Genomic DNA, 17,238 nt, shown 5'->3' on the forward strand with positions numbered 1-17,238 from the left:
CTCCTAAAGCGGGTGTCGCAGGTTCGAATCCTGCCGGGGGCACAAGGGAAAAGGCCACCTACCGATCTTGGTAGGTGGCCTTTGACATCTACTTCTGACATCAACGGCGGTGGTCACTCACGGCTGGGCCGCCTCTTGAGCAGCCGGTCCATGTGGCTGATCGCCTCGCGCTGGGTGTCCTGGACGACGTGCGTGTAGACGTCCATGGTGATGCTGATCTGGCTGTGACCGAGGATCTCCATCACGACGCGGGGCGCGACGCCGGCGGCGGTGAGGAGGGTGGCGCAGCCGTGTCGGGCGTCGTGCAGCCGGATGACACGGAGGCCGGCGGAGGCGGCGACGCGGGTGAAGGAGCGGTAGACGTTGCGCGGCTCGACCGGGCGCCCCGTGCTCGTGGTGAAGACGTAGCCGCCCTCCTGCCACTTATCCCCTGACTTGGCCCGCTGATCGTTCTGCCGCATCCGGTGCCAGCGGAGGGGTGCGATGCACATGGCGGGCAGCGGCACTGCACGCCGGCGACGGCCCTTGGGATCATCGTCGTACAGGACGCCGCGACGGCGCTGGGTCTGCTGGCGGACGTAGAGGACACGGTGGTCCAGGTCCACGTCCGCCCAGCGGAGACCGACGAGTTCGCCCCGACGGAGGCCCATTGCGATGGCGAGAACGAAGGCCGCGTACAGCGGGTCCCGGCGGGCAGCGGCGAGGAAGTCGAGGGTCTCATCCAGCGACCAGGGGCTGAGTTCCCGCGCCTTAGCCCGGGGCGGCTCGACGAGGGTGGCCACGTTGCGCGTGATGAGCTCCTCGCGGCAGGCGGCGGTGAGGGCCGTACGCAGGACCCGGTGCGACTCCTTGGCCGTCGCGGCGGTGGTCTTCTTCTCCACCTGCACGAGGAAGCGCCGGACGTCGGCGACGCCGAGAGACTCAAGTCGCTTGGAGCCGACCATCGGGACGAGGTACAGACGGACGTGCGCCTCGTACTTGTCGTACGTGCTGAGCTTGCGACGCGGCTTGATGACGTTGTCGAGCCAGTACGGCAGCCACTCGGAGAGCTTCGCCGACCGGGTCGGCACAGGGATGCCGTTGGCGGCCTTGTCGAGGAGCCCTCGGCGCTTGGCGTCGCACTCGGCCCAGGTCTGGCCGTACGCAAACTTCCTGGCGCGGGTGCCGTCCGGCTGGAGGACGTAGACAGCGGCCTGGAAGCGGCCGTCCTTCCGCTGGGTGATGGTGCCGGCGCCGTTGGGGTTGCGCTTGCGCTGGGTGGCCATCAGGCGGCCTCCCCGATCTCGCGGACGATGAAGTCCCGTACGGCGTCGGCCGGAACGCGGCGGGCGCGGCCGATGGTGATCGAGGTGAGGCGGCGCGAGCGGATGAGGTCGTAGACGGTCGAGCGCCCGAGCTTGAGCCGCGCCATGACCTCGGGCACGGTGAGCAGTTCGGCGGTGGCGGTGGTCATGCTGCGGCTCCTTCCAGGGCGAGTTGGTCGCGTAGGGCTTCGCGGGCGGTTTCGCGGTTGAGCTGGATGTCACGGGCGATGGACGTGGCCAGGGCGGCTTCACCGGGGGTGTGTCCGTGGCCGGCGTACTCCCAGGAAGCGAGGACGAGCACGGTGTCCGGGTCGGCGCCGTCGTCTTCCTGCGCAGCGCGGTAGTCGGCACGAATCTGGCGGAGGACGCCGAGGGTGGTCGAGTAGCGCCGGGACTTGGTGGAGAAGTGGCCGCGGAAGCCAAGCATGTGCGCCCAGGCAGCGAGCTTGCGGTCCGGGTAGAGCGGGGCGAGGTCGAGGCAGGCTTCGATGAGGCGGCGTGGGTGCTCGGGCACGTCCAGGAGGTCGAGCACTTCGCGGTTGCCGATGCGGCGGTCGAGGCTGCCGGTGGTCTCGGCTGCCTTCGTGGCGTACTTGGCGACGTAGGCGGCGACGGCCTGTTCGGTGATGTCGGAACCGTCGCCGAACGCCTTGACCGGGCGGATGTCGAGCTGTCGACCCCACTGGAACCCCCGGCGCGGCTGTCCCCCGGCGGCGGGGACGGTGATGGTCGTGTAGGCGTGGACGGCGGCTGCGCGGATCGCGTCGTCGAGTAACCCCGCGGTGGCCCAGGACGGTGGGGTGGTGCCGGGGCCGTCCGGTCCGTCGAGGCGGATCACGGCGTGGAAGTGGATCGCGCCGCGCTTCTGGAACTCGGCGACCTTCCCGTACGAGACTCGTAGCACGTCCTTCATCGCACGCTGAGTGAGCCCGGCACGGGCGGCGAGCTCACGGCGCAGGCGGTTGGTGAAGCGCTGCCAGAGCTGCCCGGCGTGGTTGTTGAACAGGACGGCCCCCGCATAGTCGTACGACTCGGGGTCGAGCGCGGCGCCGAGGAGGGGATCACCTTCCTGGTGGTGGGTGCCGCAGCGGCAGCCGCCACGGTCGGGCCGGTTGTGCACGGGCCCGAAGGACGGGGCGGTGAGGGTGGCGAACACCCGGGGGTGATCGCGGACGGTCGCGGGGATGTCTTTGGACTCGTCGCCGGCCAGGCCCGCGCGGATCAAGTGGTAGGTGTCCCCGGCGTACGTGTGCGCGCAGGAGGGGCAGCGGGAGGCACGGCGGTTTCCGCAGGCGACGCGGAGGCGTCCGCCGGGCTCGGCGTCGGTGGAGTAGCGGCGCAGGGTCTCACCGGACGTGCGGTCCTTGGCGAGTGACCAGCCGGTCAGGTGGACGGGATCGGAGCAACCGCCGGTGCGGTGTACCTGATCCTTCCAGCGGTCGAAGTCGGGGGCAGCGGCCACCCGGAGGACGTCGTTCAAGGTGGCCGGGTCCAGGCCCGCCGCAGTGGCGACGGTGCGCTGATCCATGATGGGAGTTCCTTCCGGTGAGAGATCGGCAAGGGGTACGGCTCCCGGGCGGCGGATGCTTGGCGGTATCGAGGCCGCCCGGGGGCCGGTCAGCGGCGCTTGGTCGAGGACGCGATCAGCGAGCGGACGACGACGGCGCAGACGGCGACCGAGGCAGCGGTGACGGCGGTCGCAAGGAGCATCGAGACCAGGACGGTGCCGACGACCAGGACCACGGCGGTGCCGGCGCCGACGAGGGCGAGCGCAGTACCGGGGGTGATCCGGACGACGGGCCGGGCCGGAACGACCGGGGCCGGAGACTGCTGCACGGTCTGGATCGCGGTCGACTGGACGACGGCGGGCGGCGTGGTGATGCCGGTCGGCATCGGCATGGTCGGGATCTTCGGTCGGAGCATGAGGTGGTTCTCCCTTCCAGGTCAGGTCACTTGGAGATGGCGGTGTCGATGACAGGGGCCAGCAGGCTGTCGGCGAGGAGGAAGCCGCCCAGGAGGATCACGGCGACGAGCCACCAGGGCGGGCGGATCAGCTTGATGCCGAGAACGCCGACGACGACCAGGGCGAGCCAGAGCGGGACGTCCACGAGCGGATTCCGTTCAGTCGGAGATGCGGCAGCGGTGGGTGCGGGCCGCGAGCTGGGCGGCGGAGGAGCTGGAGTAGTCGGAGGACCAGCCGCAGCGGTCGGCGGTGCAGACGGCGGCGTACTTGGTGCGGCCGTGGCGGTCGCGATGGGTGCCGATCTGCACGGGTCCGATCCGCATCACGGAGTGGAAGTGGTCGCGAGGGGACATGGCGTTCTCCGTTCTGATCAAGCGAGTTGGGCGGCGATGGCGTCAGCCATGGGTGCGGGGACGCCGAGCCGGGCGCGCAGGGTGTCGGTGTCGATTGGGTGGCCGGTACGGGCGCGATGTTCGGCGGCGACCTTGCGGGCGTGCTCGACCAGCGCGGCCGGGACGGTGATGGCGGATGCGATCTCGCGCACCGGCTGGTCGGGTTCGGACTCGGGCTCAGCAACAGCGTCAGGTTCCGAGACGTACTCCGGTTCGGCGGGCTCTGGGCTCGGCTCGACTGTCGGGGCCGGGGAGTGGGCGAGGAGCGTGCCACCGAGGAACGCGACCGCGGGCCATCCGGCGACGCCGAAGCGCAACCAGGCGGGCGGATGGGCGAGGTCGAGGAATCCGGCGGTGGCGACGTTCGCGCCGAGCGAGGCGAACAAGGAGACCAGAAACCAGCACCAGGCCAGCCGGGAAGAGCCGTCCGCGCGGAGCCGGCGCCAGGCGGCGACCAGGAGCAGGTCGACGGAGACGGGGTAGGCCCATGCCTTCCATCCGGTCTGTCCGGCAGCGGCGGCCAGGTCGTGCAGGTGGGCGAAGGACAGCGCACCGGCGATCAGGGCTTGGACCAGCACGGCGTCGACGCGGAGCTTGCTGGTCATGCGATCACCTCCTTGCAGGCGTTTTGGGCATGGCGGGGTAGGGACGTGGCGCGATGCGGTCACGCCGACCGGAGGTTGGGCGGGATCAGGCCGTCGCCGGGGCCGGGATCTTGGCGAGGGACTCCGCTGGCTCGACGTCGGGCCGGAAGTCGGCGAGGCCAGGCAGGTCCGGGGCCAGATGCGCGTACCTGTTGCAGGCGTTGACGGCCGTGCGCAGCGAGATGTGCGGAGTACGGATGCGGGACCATCCGCCGGAGGCGTCGCCGGTGATCGCGAGGCCGGGAGACTCGATAGGGATCTGGACGGTAGCGAGGACAGCATCCGGAGCGACGTCTCCGAAGGCCATGTTGGCGCTGGTCTCGTCGTTGACGCGGTGGGCGGTGCGGACGCTGAGCTGGGCGCGGAGCATCGTGATGCCCTTGCCGAGTTCAGAGCCGAAGCGCTGCCCGCAGATTTCGAGGTAGATGCCGGCGGCGCGGCCTAGCTGGGCGAGCCGGGCGAGGGCGGTGATGACCCGGTCTCGGCGCTTCTCCTCGTCCTTGGTGGCGAACAGGGCGAGTTCGGCGACCTCATCAACCAGGACCACGATGGGCACCGGCCGCAGGTGGTCGGGCAGGTCCCAGATGTCGGCGGCGATCTCGGCGTCCGGGGTGTCGGCGGTGATGCGCTGCTCGGTCCGTATCAGCTGGTAGACCCCTTCCATGTGTGCGATCAGCGCGTCGAGGAGGTCGGCGGCGGCGTCGGGGTTATCGGCGAGGGCGGAGAAGCGGCGGGCCAGGGGGAACAGCTCGACTCCTTGCTTGCAGTCGATCCCCACCAAGGCCACTTTCTGAGCGGCGAGTTCAGCAACGAGGTTGCGCTGGTAGACGGACTTCCCGGATTTCGTAGCTCCGATCGTGAGGGCGTGCGGAGAGGTGCGGTAGTCGCGGTAGTGGACGGCTCCGTCCTCTCGTAGTGCGACCGGAATCCGCATGGTCGTGCGCTTCACGTTGGCCGGCAGACGGACCAGCTTGAGCACGTCGTAACCAGTCATCCGCAGTTCGACCACGCCGGAGCGAATCTCCCGCGAGGTGACTCCGTACATGCCGAACGAGTGCCGGAGCCGGTCGCACGAGGCCGCGACGGCGAAGGCGTCCTGTCCGGGGCGGAGCCCCAGTCTTAAGACGAGGCCGGTCCGGGTGGGCCGGAGCCTCAGGACGCGAGGTGCGCGCGGCTCAGGCGCAGGCCGGTTGGCCATCCGGGCGATGGCCAGACGCCAGCGAGGCGGAGGGACGGTCAGCCCGCAGGCATCCATGACTGACCTGTACCGGACCAGGACCCTGACGGTGGCGAGCGTGACGCCGAAGGTCACCCAGTACCAGGCGGGCCGCCGCCACCGCAGAAGAACTGCGAGGGCGACGACCACCACACCGGAAACGGCCAACCACCGCATGATCAGGCAGCCTTCGAGTTCGACGCACTGCCGACCAGCGAGGTCACCGCGACAGCCCGAAAGGCGATGCCGTGCCGACGCTGGCCGTTGAACTCGTTCTCCCACGGCCGGGCGACCAGGCCCGTGACCGCGACCGGGGTACCCATGACCAGTTCGGCGGAGACCCCAGTCTCCGGGACGGTCACGGTCAGGATCTCCACCTCGCCATTCGCCGCGAACATCACGCCCACGGTCGACAGCGCGGCGCCGGTCTCGGCGTCCGTCGCGCGCTCGCCGGTGCGACGGTCCTTCACCTTGGGCTGCGGGGGCTGGGCGACCATCACGGAGGCCGCGGAGGTGTCGACGGGGATCTGACGCACAGAGATCACTCCTCTAGAAGTGCTGAACTCCGTCACTCATGTATATGAGTGACATGAAGAAGAGTGCCTCACTCCTATACATGAGTCAACCCGCCCGGACGAAGAAGTCCTGGCGGGTTGAGGAGAGTTGAGCGAGCGTCAGTCAGCGGCAGGGATCCGATACTCGAAGACGAACTGGTCAGCGGCCATGAGGGTGTCGCAGACCTCGACCACGCGACCGGTCTTGGTGACGGCGTTCCGCAGCAGGTGAACGACGGGAGCCCCAGGACTCAGGGCGAGTTCGGAGGCTTCGGCCTTCGCAGCCGGCCGTGCCTGCAACGTCTCCACGAACTCGGCGAAGACGTGCCCGTCATCCTCCAGGCGGGCGTAGATGCCACCAGGCCCAGGGTTCTCGGAGAACAACTCAGGGATGTCCTTGACCACGTCCCAAGGCAGGTACGAGGAGGCGGTCTCAACGGGAACGCCGTTACGGAAGTACAGACGCCGCCGCGCGAGCACCTGCGTACCGGCGTCGACGCCCAGCCGCTCGGCGATGTCCTCCGATGCCTCCATCGGCCCGATGTAGAGGACACTCACCTTGGCGGTGGCACCGGACTGGGCAGACTCGGCGAGGTAGGCAGCCTTCCCGCCCCGACGATGCGAGGCCCGGAACCGATCCGAGGACCGCAGCCGCACGGGCGGCCGGTCCTTCACGATCGAGCCCTTACCGTGTCGCGTCTCAACGAGACCGCTCGCACGAACCTCGACCATCGCCTTACGAATCGTCCCGCCTGCGACGCCGTACCGCTCGACGAGCTCAGACTCGCTCGGCACCAGGTCCCCGGGCTTAAGAACGCCGGCCTTGATCTGCTGCACGATCTCCTCGGCGATCTGGACGTACCGAGGTACGGCCCTCCCACCTCCTGCGGTCGTTCCCATAGTCCTTCTCACTCTCCTATGCTCCTGTACATGAGTAACAGCGCCCGAGAGACGACGTCAACGCCACTGCACTCCGTGTCCGTCGCGGGCGCAGTCGTACGCGAAGACGGCCGCCTCCTGGCGATCCGCCGAGCGGACAACGGCACCTGGGAACTCCCGGGCGGAGTCCTAGAACTCACGGAGGCCCCCGAAGAGGGCGTTGCCCGAGAGGTCTGGGAAGAGACGGGCATCCGCGTAGAGGTCGAAGAACTGACCGGCGTCTACAAGAACACGACCCGAGGCATCGTGGCGTTGGTCTTCCGCTGCAAGCCGTCCGGCGGCGAGGAGCGAACCTCCACAGAATCGACCGCGGTCGAGTGGCTCACCCCGAACGAGATCTCCGACCGCATGACAGAGGTCTACGCGATCCGCCTCCTGGACGCCCTGGACGACGCAGGCCCCCACGTCCGCAGCCACGACGGCCAGCGCCTGGCCGACAGCTCTCTCTGAGGAGGAGGACGGGTGACGACTTCGGTCCCGCTCCGTTTCGAGCGCCTGGCCAAGAAAGGCGACCACAGCGACCTCAGGTTGCAGCTCGGGGCGTACCGCCACAACTGCGATTCGTACTACCTCGTGATCGACGGGTCCCCCACGGCCTCACGACGCCTCGGGGCGAGCCTCGCTCGCCTGCTGGAGCAGTGGAAGGACCAAGTCGACGAGCTGAAGGGCACCGCTGGGACGGCCTACCTGCCCTACGACTTCTCAGACCAGTGCACAGCATGGCTCCGGGTGACGTCCACGGACGGGCGCAACGCAGAGGTGCACGCAGGATGGAGCCTGGTAGAGGCTTGGGGCATCGAGCCCTCCAACTACCGTGCAACAGCACCAGAGATCACAGACTTCGATCCGATCGCGGGCACCAAGATCGAGTGCACCTTGGACGACCTGTCCCAGTGCATTGCCGCGAACGCCGAGCTCCACGCAACGTCGCGGTACTAGCGCGGTAAGAGTTTCCCTACTTCATCAAGGCACCCGCCGCGCACAGCGCGGCGCGCGCGGCCCGTCGCCCGGGCCTGCGCTCCTGTCTACGCCCCGCTCCAGCCCGGCCGCCGGCCGCACGCCTGACAGCTCGGGTTGATGGGTGGTGAACCCCTCTGTGGCTGGGGCGGTCGGCTCCACGGCTTTAGGCAGCCACTTTGGGGCGAGCCTCTAAGATCATGGCCCCAACGTCGTGCTTTACCGGGCAGGTCCACAGACTGCCCGACGCGCCGGAAGCTTACGGGGCCATGATCACTCGCCCCAAAGCAGCTCCCGCCCAAAGCCGCTCCACCGACCGCGGTGCTCCGTTAGAAGCCCTCACCTCAATGGACCGCCGGGTACGACTGCTCAAGGTCAGCTGCTGTGAGACGCTCAGCCAAAGCCTTGCCGTGCTTTACGTGATACTCCAACGCGCTCACATTCCACGGGTCGAAGTTTTCATCGGCATGGATGAGCCTGCGGGTGAAGTGCAGAGCATCGTTGGCACCTGCCCACACCTCGGCTTCTGTTTCGTCACTCCCAGGAGCATCGAGCGCAATAACCACATAGCGAGCAAGGCCGCCTTCGATGCGCCGAAGCGTCCACTCGAACGTACCGTGCCTGTCCACACCGTCCTCGCTCAGGGCGAACCCATCCACAGCGAAGGTGGCGACCTCGCCCGTAACGGCAGCGATCCAGTCTTGGAGCTCCTTCGACGTCACTTGATATCGATCTCCCATCCTGGCTCAACCAAGGCATCCACCGGAAAGCCGTACGGCAGCAGGTACTCGATGCCCCCACCAAGCTTCACCCGACCGGGGCCCCTTAGCCACAGCACTCGAGCGGGATTGATGAACAGCACATGCAGCGGCGGATTAAGGGGCTTGGGCAACGCCAACCATCCAACCGCCTCTTCAGGCGTATAAGCCGTAGGCGTCGTCCATTGCTTGACGTCAGCCCCAGTTGCATACTGCCCTACCTGATGCCTACGGACGTACCTGAGAAGGCATCGGCCACCCAGCTCTTCGGCGACCTCTCCCCCCGGCCGATCAGGCCAGGACTCGACGTTCTCGTGTGTCAAAAGTGGCTTGCCGAGCATTTCGATGTCAAGGGTGGTAGCAATGCGTCCGCATGTTGACATGCTCCACTCCTTTCACAACCTCGTGCTCAGACTGCCATCGGCCGTAGCGCACTGCCACTCGTGACCAGGCGCCCTCAACGGCTCCGATTCGGGCCGCTTCGGGGCCACCGAAGGTCGATGAACTACGACCATGCCGCCAACCAACGGCAGAAAAACCGCAGGTCATAGCCTTGATCGATCAGGATCGGGGGGCACTCAGGGCCCACAGACCCCAATAGATTCGAACGCATGTACAATCCGAGCGGACTGCATCCTTGCTTCCCAACCTGCAGTCCGGCACCCTGACGCCGAGGGGCTGGTGGACTGAGCTGACGGCCAGGAGGTGGCATGGAAGCGATGAACACTTGTGGGGCCTTGCTCGCTCTGTGCATCGCCCGTCTGCCCGATCGATCCCTGCCTCGGCACGCGTGGGCAGCGGAAGTGCTCGTGGAGCAGTTGTGGGAGTGTTCCGTTGGCGCCGGCCATGAGGAATGGCGAGCGCTACTGACCCCACTAGTCGCTGACGGCAGAATCGACGCCCGGCGCATCCGCAGCGAGGTCTGGGAGCTCGCCCGGAGCGGAGTTCTCGAACCGGATGGGACCGGTCGGGAAGCACGGTTCACGGTGACGCCCGAGGCCGCGAAGGAGTCTCTGGCTCTGACCTCATTGGCCTCCGCTGACCAGGACGTCGTAACCAAAGCAATTGATCAGTTGACGGCCCGCTTGTTCACCGACTCGAAGTAGGCGCGCGCCTGAGAGTGGTCAACAGCTGGCACCACGGCTGCGTCACCAACACGCCGCCAAGAGGCGGACTTACGCCGGAACGTGGCCAATTCGATCCCTCCCTCCTTCGCGGAAATCGCCGTGACCCTCCAAGACTCATCCCGGCGAAGGTGGGGAGCCTGCCAAACGTTGGCATCGACCTCACTCCAGTCAGCGATCTTGATGCCAGCAAGGGCGACACTCATGTCGCGGGCGCTGGCAAAACGCTGAGTGGGGTCGGGGTGGGTGGCTTTAAAGATCAGCTGTCGCAGACGGCGGCAGACCCATACCGGAAGCCGGCGGTCACTCTCACGCAGCGGTGGGAGTCCCTCCTGCAAGGCGTCGACGACCTCAGTCTTGGTGTAGGAGGCATAGTCGAACTTCCCCGCAAGGAGTTCGATCAGGACTAGCCCCAGGGAGTAGAGATCCGCCGCGCGGGTGATATGAGGGCCGACCATGATTTCTGGCGGGGAGTACATGTGCGCTACCTGGACGGCGGGCGTGGCCCCAGAATCGTCCATGGCGCCGGCGACACCAAGATCACCAATCTTAACGAGGTCGGCGTCGTCGGTAAGGAACAGGTTGGGGCTCTTGATGTCGCGATGCAGGATGCCGTGGTGCTCGTGCATCTCCGTCAGCCCCTGAAGCGCCGCCTGGACGATGCGTAGCGCCTTGGTGGGGGCGAATGTCTCCCCACGCTCGAGAGCGTCAGTGATGCTTCCCCTCTCGAAGTACGGCATGAGGATCTCGACCACGCGCATGGGCTGGGGGTAGTCAGGGACGCCAGCCACGGCACGCACGTCCACGATATTAGGATGCTTGATCATCTCCATGAGGCTGGGTTCGATCAGACCATCGGCATCCTGAAATTCCGACAAGTCGACACGCTTGCCAACTAGCCAGTTATTAAGGACTGAATCCCACCACACATGTACTTCGTGGACCCCGATGGGCATGCTATGGAGGCACTCGTAGTCCAGGACCAGCCGTCTCCCACGCTCTCTCATCGCTGAATTCTCCGTCGCTCGGGATCCGGGGTCACTGGTTGTCGTCGGGGGCGGAATCGTTAAGGGCAGCGAGCGCAGCAGCAAAAGCGTCCCCGCGGCCCGGGTTCCAGTACTTGGGTCGGGCGGCGGCGCCGATCCGTTCCAGAGGGACGCTGCTGAGCGAGGCGGCGGTGACACCCACCAGCTTGCCGATCTTCTCGGTCGTCCATTCCTCACAGCGAATGCCATCTTCATGGCAGGCCAGTTGAGCGAGGGTGACCATGGACGCGCGGTCGGCGGCCTGCCGGTAGGACCAGTTGTTGTACTTGCGGGTGGCGACGAGCACGACGAGGTCCGGGGCGAGGACGTGAATGTCCTGGTAGATACGGCGGTAAGTATCTCCCGTCCGTTCATAGCCGTTTAGGCCCTCTGCCGGCCCGAGACGCTCCGGCGCTCCGGGCACCAGGCGGATTTCTGGGCTCTGCTGGAGGGCGCCGTAGTGGAGTGCGCCGGAGTTTACGGCGATGCCGAGGACTTTCACGTACCACTGCTTTCGGGCGGGACGGCAAGGTCGAGCGAAAAGGTGAATCGTGCCAGGAAGTAGTAGCGGTTCAACTACGGACAAGACGCAGGCCAGGCCTAACAGGGGCGGTGGCCTGACACCCCCCCTCCACACCGACAGGGACGAGGCCGAACACAAAATCGTTCAACTCTGTCTGCGGGATGAAGAGTTGGTGGGCGATGTCGGCGGGCGTGATGCCTCGGGCGCTACGCAAAGCTTCGAAGACCTTGGCTAGGAGCTGGCTACTCTCGCGCCCGAGCTGGGAGCCGGGTTCGCCGGTGCGGTAGCCGCGCTTGGTCAGCTCCTTGGCTGTCTGCGTGTACCGCCACTCCGACAGCAACTCCAGCTTCCGTAGTCGGTAGGCAAGAGCCATCGCCGAGACACCCCACCGACGCTTGGCGCTGATGATGCGATCGACGGTTGCCCCATGAAGCTGCTGCGCCAAGATGCCGGCCCTGGGCATGAGGAACGCGGAAGCGAAGTCGTTGGCCTCACCCTCGGAATCACGTCCGCGAGGAACTCGGTGCTCGCAGTGGAGGATCAGGTGCCCGAGTTCATGAGCCGCGTCGAAGCGACCCCGCTCGCCAGTCTTGCGGGTATTGAGGAAGACGAAGGGGATGTCCGACTCGGTGACAGAGAAGGCATCTATGGCCAGGCAATCCGAAGGCAGCGAGAACACTCTGACACCGTTGGCCTCCAGTAGATGGACCATGTTCGGCGCCGGAGCCTCCCCTAGCCCCCAGGCCGCCCGCAGTCGCTCCGCCGCAACCTCGGGCTCCTCGCCGGGATAGGTAGGCAGATTCGCCTTGGGTAGGCGGAACCTTTCCCTTAGCCAGGAGTTCAGGTCCATCGCCAGCGCACCCGACCCCAGGGCACTGTCACGCTCCATAGCCGTCATCTTCGTCGGTGCCCTGAAGCTCACTTGGTCCAGTTGGAGCTCGGCTGGGCGCGGGCTGGAGAAGAAGGCGAGTGGGTAGCCGAGCGCATCGGAGAGCTGGGAGAGCGTCTCCTCAGTGGGCACTCTGCGACCGTTTTCGAACGCCGTGATGCTCTGCGCTGAGACACCTGACTTCCCCGCAAGATCCGCCAGCGTCATCCGCCTGCGCTTACGCGCAAGCACCAGTCGTTCAGGGGTAAACACTCTCCGCAGCTCCCACTCGCACTCGCACCTGTCCGTCAGCCCCCGAGTAGCTCCACCTCGACCTGCGGACCGCTCTCGTCGCCGTCCGGCTCGTCCAGCAAGCTGACGTCGGCGCCCGGGTCGCCGAGGTTCGGCAGTGACAGCGGGATGCGCTCCAGCCACTCGTCAACGAACTTGCCGGTCATCCTGACCGGCAGCGACAGCTCGGCCGAAAGCACTCCATCACGCCACTGATACAGCAGGAACCAGGTCGGAATGTCCTCCAGCTCCCGCCCGAACAGGACCTCGTCACGAGACATGAACATCAACTGGCCGTTCTTCTCAACCAGTCGAGCCATAACCGGCCCCTTCGGGTTCTTCGACCGCACAGGCATCCGCACGTTGCCCACGCACCCGGCCCCGCTGATCGCCGTGATCGCGTGACTCCCCGTCGGGTGGATCATCCGCAGGATGTTGTCCCGGGATGTGCGTACCCATCCCTTCGGATCCAGCAACTCGGCCATGTACCGATTTGTCCGGCTCCAGAACATGACGCCGCGCATCATCGGGGCGTCGAAGTCGGTACAGCCCCGCACATCAGAGATTGCCTGCTCCAACGAGGCATGGAATGTCTCAATGGACACATCTAACTGCCCAAGCCGCTGCTGACTGCGCTCCAGGTTCCGCACGAGCCCCTCCAACCGAACCGTAGGTTTCAAAAATCCTACCTCACCCGAGGTGGGATTTTTGAAACCAGCGACATACTCGCATGTCAGTTCGACTTTGTCACTTGACTCCTGGTCCGAGACACACCCACCCGGCGGCGAAGCACGGCTACTTACGTGGTGGGTCAACCGCATGGGCGGCAAGCAGCGCTAAGCGTCGCGGCGTTGCGGTCTACTCGTTGGCAGGATGGACCTCAGACCCATGGGCCTCCGGCGCCGTGTGCGCAGGTTCAAGTCCTGCCAGGAGCATTTGCCTTCAGCCAGTGGGAGTCCTGGCCCGACCAAGGCAGATGCTGCCTCGAGAGTGGGCACCAGTCCCACCGGGTCCCGCCCTGCCGTTGCTACGCGCTGATCGCCACAGACCTGCGATAGACGTGATCGCCGCGCCCATCAAGTCCAGGAAGGCGAGTCATCCAACCGCTCCAGGATGAGCTGATAGGCGTTCCTCAGCCGCGTGAAGTCGTAGAAGTTGCCCTGCGGCTCCCGCTGAACGGTCAACAGCCCTTGAGCTTCCAGCTCTTTGCGGCCCTTGGTCCACGTGTCCGGTGACAGAGCGTAGCGCTGACGCCTGGTCGTGGGGATGTACTGCGGCTCCAGATGCCCTCCGAGAGCTTCCCGGAGGACAAACAGTAGGGCCGTTGCAGTCGGCGACAGCTGCAGGAGCCAGCCGCGCGTCCAAAACTCGACCGGCATGCCAACGTACCGACCCTCATCTCTCGGCTGCGTGTACCCCCCTCCATCACCGGCGGCACTCAACAGCGTGATCGCCGAGGGCCGCCCCCACTGCGGCTCAAGTTCGATGAACCTGTTGTCCGCCAGCCACTTCAAGTTGCTGGCCACTCGCCGCGGCCCCGTCTTCGGATCGAGCGCAAGCATCTGCGTCCAACCGTTCGGACCTGGAGGTTTCCGCAAGTCAAAGGGCTCTTGAGTGGCCATCATGGTGATGCACATGTAAAGCCGGAGGCGCACCATGCCCCCGCGCCCCCCTTGGATGAGCCGGGCAAGGGGCGGAGCTGATCCGTCGCCCTCAGGAGCTATGGCGAACGCCGGCGGGAACGGGATGTGTCCCCGCCGCTTCGCCTTGTCTGCTGCCCCCCGCAGGTAGCCGAGCGCCTCAGACCGGCGTTCACCAATCGGCACGTCTTTTACCTTCCTGCAGGAGAAACCGGGATATGGGGATACCAGGGGTACCAGGGGGTTCACTGGACCTTCTAATAGATTCCGCCACAGCGGTCGGGAGACTACAGCAAGAGCGTCTCACTCCTGCAGCACAAAGGAATATGCCTCCTCTGCTAACGCCGGATGTCTCCTTCACAATCGGCATTCACCCCTTTTGACCTGCTGTTTTCTTCCTGCCAGCATCGTCATCAGTCAAGCAGGAGATCGCCCAGCAGCCCGCCTGAACGCTGCCGCGATTCCACTGATGAGGGGATTGATACGGATTGTCCAACCACGACTCATCGCTCCGGGGCCTCTGGGCGGCGGTCATCATGCTCAGTGCGCTCGTTGCCGCCATGCTGAGCACCGCCGCTCTCTGGACGGTGGAAGCACCCGCGTACGCCTTGCTTGGGGCAGGGGGTGCCACCTTCATCGGTGTGGCCACCCTGGGGTTCACCCTCAGGAAGTTCTTGACTGAGTAAGCCCCGTGGCGGCGAGGTACAGACAAGCCGAAGGCGGGCCTACGGACATGGAGTCCCTCCGGCCCGCCTTCAAGCCCACCGCTCCTTCGTACTCATTAACGGCTAGCCGAAGGCTGCTGCCGGTAGCCGTGGGCCTTCCTTGCCTCCGCGAGTGCTGAAGTCCGTTGCTGGCAGGCGATGGCCACGGCTTATCGCTACGCGGAGCGCGTCCTTGAGGGCATCCGCCAGGTCCGCTGTCAGGCGTCGAAGTTCATCCGGGTCGGCCCCATCGTCGTTGAGGGCTTCCAGCGCGTGTGCCACGAGGGCGGCCGCCAGGTCGAGTTGGATCGCTTCGGTGTTGTCAGCCAAGCGGGACAGGTAGCTGCAGCTGTTGTCAGTGCTCAGGTAGCAGGGCTTGCCGTCAGGGCCTGACCACGGGAGGAGGCGCAGTTCGCTGTGGGGCGTCATCCCTCGGACTTCCTCTCTTCGGTCGTGTGGTGGGTGGTGAAGCGTGCATCGGTGCGGTCGCCTGGGAGGACTAGGAGGGCGGCCTCGACCACGCGGCCTGTGGTGTCGGCAGATACGCGCGTGATCGCGAGGACTGCCAGCGCTGAGTTGATCCGGAGGGTTGAGGCTTCCTCCGGGGTAGGGAGGCGGGCGCTGACCTTCTCGCAGGTCTCCGCGAGCCGGGGTCCGAGTTCTGCTGGCCTGGGCCAGCGGCACGGCGATTCGGCCGGCGCCAGGTCTCGGGGGACGTAGATGCGGGCCAGGCTGTGTGGCGACTCCCCTACGTGGCTGACGCAGTGGTATTCGGTCAGCAGGGCTCGCGACGGCACCTTCAGCAGGGTGCTCAGCGCCCCTTGGGCCCGGAGTTGGGTCGTGCGGACCGTGACATGAAGAGTCGGAACGATGGGGGTGAGGGCGCCTCCCTCGTACGTGAGTCTTCGGCGGAGGCGGCGGACGAAGTTGCCCTTGCCGTGGACCTTCTCGATCAGGCCCTCGGCCTGGAGGAGCGCGAGGGCGTTGCGCAGCGTCGCCGTGCTGACCTTGTAGCGCGTGGCGAGCTGGGGCTCCGAGGGAAGGCGTTCGCCGGGCTTGAGAAGGCTCGTGGTGATCTGGGTCCGGAGGTCGTCGGCGATGGTGTGGCGGAGCGACGGCACGGGTTGGATCACCACCTTCTGAGGACCCGCACGGCGACGAGTCGGGTTCGGGGGTGGATGGTCAGCAGTTCGCCCGACTCGAAGAGGAGGCGTTTGGCGCCGCGCGGCAGTTGGAAGAGGTCGGCCACTCGGCAGGGTTGGCCGCCGATCTGGATGACGTCGCCGCGCTGCACGTTGGTCGAGGTGATCTCGACAGGCGCGGCCATCGCACCGCTCGGAGTCCAGGACTTCATGAGACCGACTCCGTAGACGTGGCCGCTGCGGCCGGCACGTGGCACGAGCAGGCGCATGTCTCGTAGACCACGGGAACGCCGACCGGCGCCGTCACCGGGGACGAGTGCGCGCACTCGTGGTGCGTGCCGATCCGGCACGAGGTCGATCGGTAGGGGGTGGCCTTCGTGTGCGGCATCAGTGGGCCTCCGCCGGCTTGAAGCAGGTGCAGGCGAGGAGTTCCTCGACTGCCAGTACGTACGGGCGAACGAGGGCGGTCTCCTCACCCGGAAGGAACTCCGTGCGGTCCCGGAGTTGCCTCAACGACAGCGTCGGCCAGTCGGCGACGGTGGGGCTGGCGGGTGTTAATGGGGCCCGGTAGCGGGCCTTTCGGAAGTACCGCTCCCTGGTGCGCGATACGGCGCGGCGGATACGGTTGAACATGCTGATCAGCTCCTATCGCTGACGGCCAGGTCCCCGGACATCGCCCGTCGCGGGGACCACTTTGTGTACGGCGGCCCATAGGGTGCGGCCGCCCAGGCTGGTGGCGAGGAGTCCGAACCGGTCTGCCTGCGCCACGACTTCCAGGACCTCCCGCCATGTCTCAGCGGGGAGGGATGCCGGTACCTCCGCTTCGATCCACGTGTGTCTGGTGTGCTCTTCCACTCGTGTGGCGAGCCCGACGGCGGATAACCGGGCGGCGATGGCCTCCGCGCTTACTTCTGGAGCAGGCACAGGAAAGCCTCCGTCACCGGCGATCACTTTGAGTGAAGCTAGTTAACTAGGTTAGAGCTAGTGGACTAGATTTTCCATATGCCTGAGCAGCCGCCTTATCTCCGTATCGCCGACGAACTGCGGCGGCGGATCGCGGAGCACGAGTGGACGCCCGGAGACCGGCTGCCTTCCCGCGCCCAGATCGGCCAGGAGTGCGGCGTGGGCGAGAACGTTGTTCGCCGCGCACAGGAGCTCCTGATCTCTCAGGGCGTGTTGGAGGGGCGGGCCGGG

The 17,238-nt window shown here is 66.4% G+C and carries 25 protein-coding genes; 3 read left to right on the top strand and 22 right to left on the bottom strand.

Going from position 1 to position 17,238, the window contains the following annotated elements; genetic code table 11:
* Nucleotides 1-113: 113 nt before the first annotated feature.
* From ACZ561_RS39690 to ACZ561_RS39735, 10 genes are all read right to left on the bottom strand, one after another.
* A complete protein-coding gene (locus tag ACZ561_RS39690) occupies nt 114-1,265 on the bottom strand; it encodes a tyrosine-type recombinase/integrase (RefSeq protein WP_471004962.1) in 1,152 nt (383 codons plus the stop codon).
* Nucleotides 1,265-1,453: a helix-turn-helix domain-containing protein gene (locus tag ACZ561_RS39695; RefSeq protein WP_389172950.1), complete on the bottom strand. Its 189-nt coding sequence runs from the start codon at nt 1,451-1,453 to the stop codon at nt 1,265-1,267. The genes ACZ561_RS39690 and ACZ561_RS39695 overlap by 1 nt, the downstream gene beginning before the upstream one ends.
* Nucleotides 1,450-2,832: a replication initiator protein RepSA gene (gene repSA / locus ACZ561_RS39700; RefSeq protein WP_471004964.1), complete on the bottom strand. Its 1,383-nt coding sequence runs from the start codon at nt 2,830-2,832 to the stop codon at nt 1,450-1,452. Before repSA ends, ACZ561_RS39695 begins: the two co-directional genes overlap by 4 nt.
* A gap of 89 nt (nt 2,833-2,921) precedes the next feature.
* On the bottom strand, nt 2,922-3,227 hold the full coding sequence (locus ACZ561_RS39705) for a SpdD-like protein (protein WP_471004966.1): 306 nt from the start codon (nt 3,225-3,227) through the stop codon (nt 2,922-2,924).
* A 26-nt stretch (nt 3,228-3,253) separates the two neighbouring features.
* Nucleotides 3,254-3,412 carry a hypothetical protein gene (locus ACZ561_RS39710; protein ID WP_471004968.1) on the bottom strand — a complete coding sequence of 53 codons (159 nt, stop codon included), beginning with the start codon at nt 3,410-3,412 and terminating at the stop codon, nt 3,254-3,256.
* Between the two features lie 13 nt (nt 3,413-3,425).
* The gene (locus ACZ561_RS39715; protein WP_150504141.1) at nt 3,426-3,620 is read right to left on the bottom strand and encodes a mobile element transfer protein; all 195 of its coding nucleotides are present in this window, start codon (nt 3,618-3,620) and stop codon (nt 3,426-3,428) included.
* 17 nt (nt 3,621-3,637) lie between these two features.
* Nucleotides 3,638-4,264: a DUF2637 domain-containing protein gene (locus ACZ561_RS39720; protein ID WP_471004970.1), complete on the bottom strand. Its 627-nt coding sequence runs from the start codon at nt 4,262-4,264 to the stop codon at nt 3,638-3,640.
* Between the two features lie 85 nt (nt 4,265-4,349).
* A complete protein-coding gene (locus tag ACZ561_RS39725) occupies nt 4,350-5,696 on the bottom strand; it encodes an FtsK/SpoIIIE domain-containing protein (protein ID WP_471004972.1) in 1,347 nt (448 codons plus the stop codon).
* Nucleotides 5,697-5,698: 2 nt separating this feature from the next.
* On the bottom strand, nt 5,699-6,055 hold the full coding sequence (locus ACZ561_RS39730; protein WP_471004974.1) for an SCO3933 family regulatory protein: 357 nt from the start codon (nt 6,053-6,055) through the stop codon (nt 5,699-5,701).
* 138 nt (nt 6,056-6,193) lie between these two features.
* Nucleotides 6,194-6,973 carry a GntR family transcriptional regulator gene (locus ACZ561_RS39735; RefSeq protein WP_471004976.1) on the bottom strand — a complete coding sequence of 260 codons (780 nt, stop codon included), beginning with the start codon at nt 6,971-6,973 and terminating at the stop codon, nt 6,194-6,196.
* An 18-nt stretch (nt 6,974-6,991) separates the two neighbouring features.
* Here ACZ561_RS39735 and ACZ561_RS39740 point away from each other — a divergent pair, with 18 nt between their 5' ends.
* Both ACZ561_RS39740 and ACZ561_RS39745 read left to right on the top strand, forming a co-directional pair.
* Nucleotides 6,992-7,462 (top strand): NUDIX hydrolase, encoded by a 471-nt coding sequence (locus tag ACZ561_RS39740; protein WP_471004978.1) that lies wholly within the window; start codon nt 6,992-6,994, stop codon nt 7,460-7,462.
* A gap of 12 nt (nt 7,463-7,474) precedes the next feature.
* Nucleotides 7,475-7,951, top strand: a complete 477-nt coding sequence (locus tag ACZ561_RS39745) for a hypothetical protein (RefSeq protein WP_471004980.1) — start codon at nt 7,475-7,477, stop codon at nt 7,949-7,951.
* A gap of 362 nt (nt 7,952-8,313) precedes the next feature.
* Here ACZ561_RS39745 and ACZ561_RS39750 read toward each other — a convergent pair whose 3' ends face one another.
* The 12 genes from ACZ561_RS39750 to ACZ561_RS39805 form a co-directional block, all read right to left on the bottom strand.
* Nucleotides 8,314-8,691, bottom strand: coding sequence for a hypothetical protein (locus tag ACZ561_RS39750; protein ID WP_471004982.1), 378 nt, complete (start codon nt 8,689-8,691; stop codon nt 8,314-8,316).
* Nucleotides 8,688-9,110: a hypothetical protein gene (locus ACZ561_RS39755; protein WP_471004984.1), complete on the bottom strand. Its 423-nt coding sequence runs from the start codon at nt 9,108-9,110 to the stop codon at nt 8,688-8,690. Before ACZ561_RS39755 ends, ACZ561_RS39750 begins: the two co-directional genes overlap by 4 nt.
* Before the next feature lie 686 nt (nt 9,111-9,796).
* Nucleotides 9,797-10,729 (bottom strand): serine/threonine-protein kinase, encoded by a 933-nt coding sequence (locus ACZ561_RS39760; protein WP_471004986.1) that lies wholly within the window; start codon nt 10,727-10,729, stop codon nt 9,797-9,799.
* 160 nt (nt 10,730-10,889) lie between these two features.
* Nucleotides 10,890-11,378 (bottom strand): hypothetical protein, encoded by a 489-nt coding sequence (locus tag ACZ561_RS39765; protein WP_471004988.1) that lies wholly within the window; start codon nt 11,376-11,378, stop codon nt 10,890-10,892.
* 70 nt (nt 11,379-11,448) lie between these two features.
* Nucleotides 11,449-12,540: a helix-turn-helix domain-containing protein gene (locus tag ACZ561_RS39770; RefSeq protein WP_471004990.1), complete on the bottom strand. Its 1,092-nt coding sequence runs from the start codon at nt 12,538-12,540 to the stop codon at nt 11,449-11,451.
* Nucleotides 12,541-12,575: 35 nt separating this feature from the next.
* Nucleotides 12,576-13,208, bottom strand: a complete 633-nt coding sequence (locus ACZ561_RS39775; RefSeq protein ID WP_471004992.1) for a hypothetical protein — start codon at nt 13,206-13,208, stop codon at nt 12,576-12,578.
* Between the two features lie 426 nt (nt 13,209-13,634).
* Nucleotides 13,635-14,447, bottom strand: a complete 813-nt coding sequence (locus ACZ561_RS39780) for a hypothetical protein (protein WP_471004994.1) — start codon at nt 14,445-14,447, stop codon at nt 13,635-13,637.
* Nucleotides 14,448-14,986: 539 nt separating this feature from the next.
* Nucleotides 14,987-15,331 (bottom strand): hypothetical protein, encoded by a 345-nt coding sequence (locus ACZ561_RS39785; protein ID WP_471004996.1) that lies wholly within the window; start codon nt 15,329-15,331, stop codon nt 14,987-14,989.
* A complete protein-coding gene (locus tag ACZ561_RS39790) occupies nt 15,328-16,023 on the bottom strand; it encodes a GntR family transcriptional regulator (RefSeq protein ID WP_471004998.1) in 696 nt (231 codons plus the stop codon). Before ACZ561_RS39790 ends, ACZ561_RS39785 begins: the two co-directional genes overlap by 4 nt.
* 8 nt (nt 16,024-16,031) lie before the next feature.
* Nucleotides 16,032-16,256, bottom strand: coding sequence for a hypothetical protein (locus ACZ561_RS39795; RefSeq protein WP_471005000.1), 225 nt, complete (start codon nt 16,254-16,256; stop codon nt 16,032-16,034).
* Between the two features lie 175 nt (nt 16,257-16,431).
* Nucleotides 16,432-16,677, bottom strand: coding sequence for a hypothetical protein (locus ACZ561_RS39800; RefSeq protein WP_471005002.1), 246 nt, complete (start codon nt 16,675-16,677; stop codon nt 16,432-16,434).
* 12 nt (nt 16,678-16,689) lie between these two features.
* Nucleotides 16,690-16,968, bottom strand: a complete 279-nt coding sequence (locus tag ACZ561_RS39805; protein ID WP_471005008.1) for a hypothetical protein — start codon at nt 16,966-16,968, stop codon at nt 16,690-16,692.
* A 78-nt stretch (nt 16,969-17,046) separates the two neighbouring features.
* On the opposite strand from ACZ561_RS39805, the gene ACZ561_RS39810 reads away from it, so the two are divergent.
* A partial coding sequence (locus tag ACZ561_RS39810) for a GntR family transcriptional regulator (RefSeq protein WP_471005004.1) occupies nt 17,047-17,238 on the top strand: 192 nt, incomplete at its 3' end.

It is taken from the genome of Streptomyces sp. NPDC039609, assembly GCF_055596705.1.

Coding starts and splice junctions, on each gene's coding strand:
- ACZ561_RS39795 (WP_471005000.1), bottom strand. CDS start 16,256: ATGAAGTCCTGGACTCCGAGCGGTGCGATGGCCGCGCCTGTCGAGATC.
- ACZ561_RS39735 (WP_471004976.1), bottom strand. CDS start 6,973: ATGGGAACGACCGCAGGAGGTGGGAGGGCCGTACCTCGGTACGTCCAG.
- ACZ561_RS39695 (WP_389172950.1), bottom strand. CDS start 1,453: ATGACCACCGCCACCGCCGAACTGCTCACCGTGCCCGAGGTCATGGCG.
- ACZ561_RS39690 (WP_471004962.1), bottom strand. CDS start 1,265: ATGGCCACCCAGCGCAAGCGCAACCCCAACGGCGCCGGCACCATCACC.
- ACZ561_RS39715 (WP_150504141.1), bottom strand. CDS start 3,620: ATGTCCCCTCGCGACCACTTCCACTCCGTGATGCGGATCGGACCCGTG.
- ACZ561_RS39705 (WP_471004966.1), bottom strand. CDS start 3,227: ATGCTCCGACCGAAGATCCCGACCATGCCGATGCCGACCGGCATCACC.
- ACZ561_RS39785 (WP_471004996.1), bottom strand. CDS start 15,331: ATGACGCCCCACAGCGAACTGCGCCTCCTCCCGTGGTCAGGCCCTGAC.
- ACZ561_RS39720 (WP_471004970.1), bottom strand. CDS start 4,264: ATGACCAGCAAGCTCCGCGTCGACGCCGTGCTGGTCCAAGCCCTGATC.
- ACZ561_RS39740 (WP_471004978.1), top strand. CDS start 6,992: ATGCTCCTGTACATGAGTAACAGCGCCCGAGAGACGACGTCAACGCCA.
- repSA (WP_471004964.1), bottom strand. CDS start 2,832: ATGGATCAGCGCACCGTCGCCACTGCGGCGGGCCTGGACCCGGCCACC.
- ACZ561_RS39800 (WP_471005002.1), bottom strand. CDS start 16,677: ATGTTCAACCGTATCCGCCGCGCCGTATCGCGCACCAGGGAGCGGTAC.
- ACZ561_RS39755 (WP_471004984.1), bottom strand. CDS start 9,110: ATGTCAACATGCGGACGCATTGCTACCACCCTTGACATCGAAATGCTC.
- ACZ561_RS39725 (WP_471004972.1), bottom strand. CDS start 5,696: ATGCGGTGGTTGGCCGTTTCCGGTGTGGTGGTCGTCGCCCTCGCAGTT.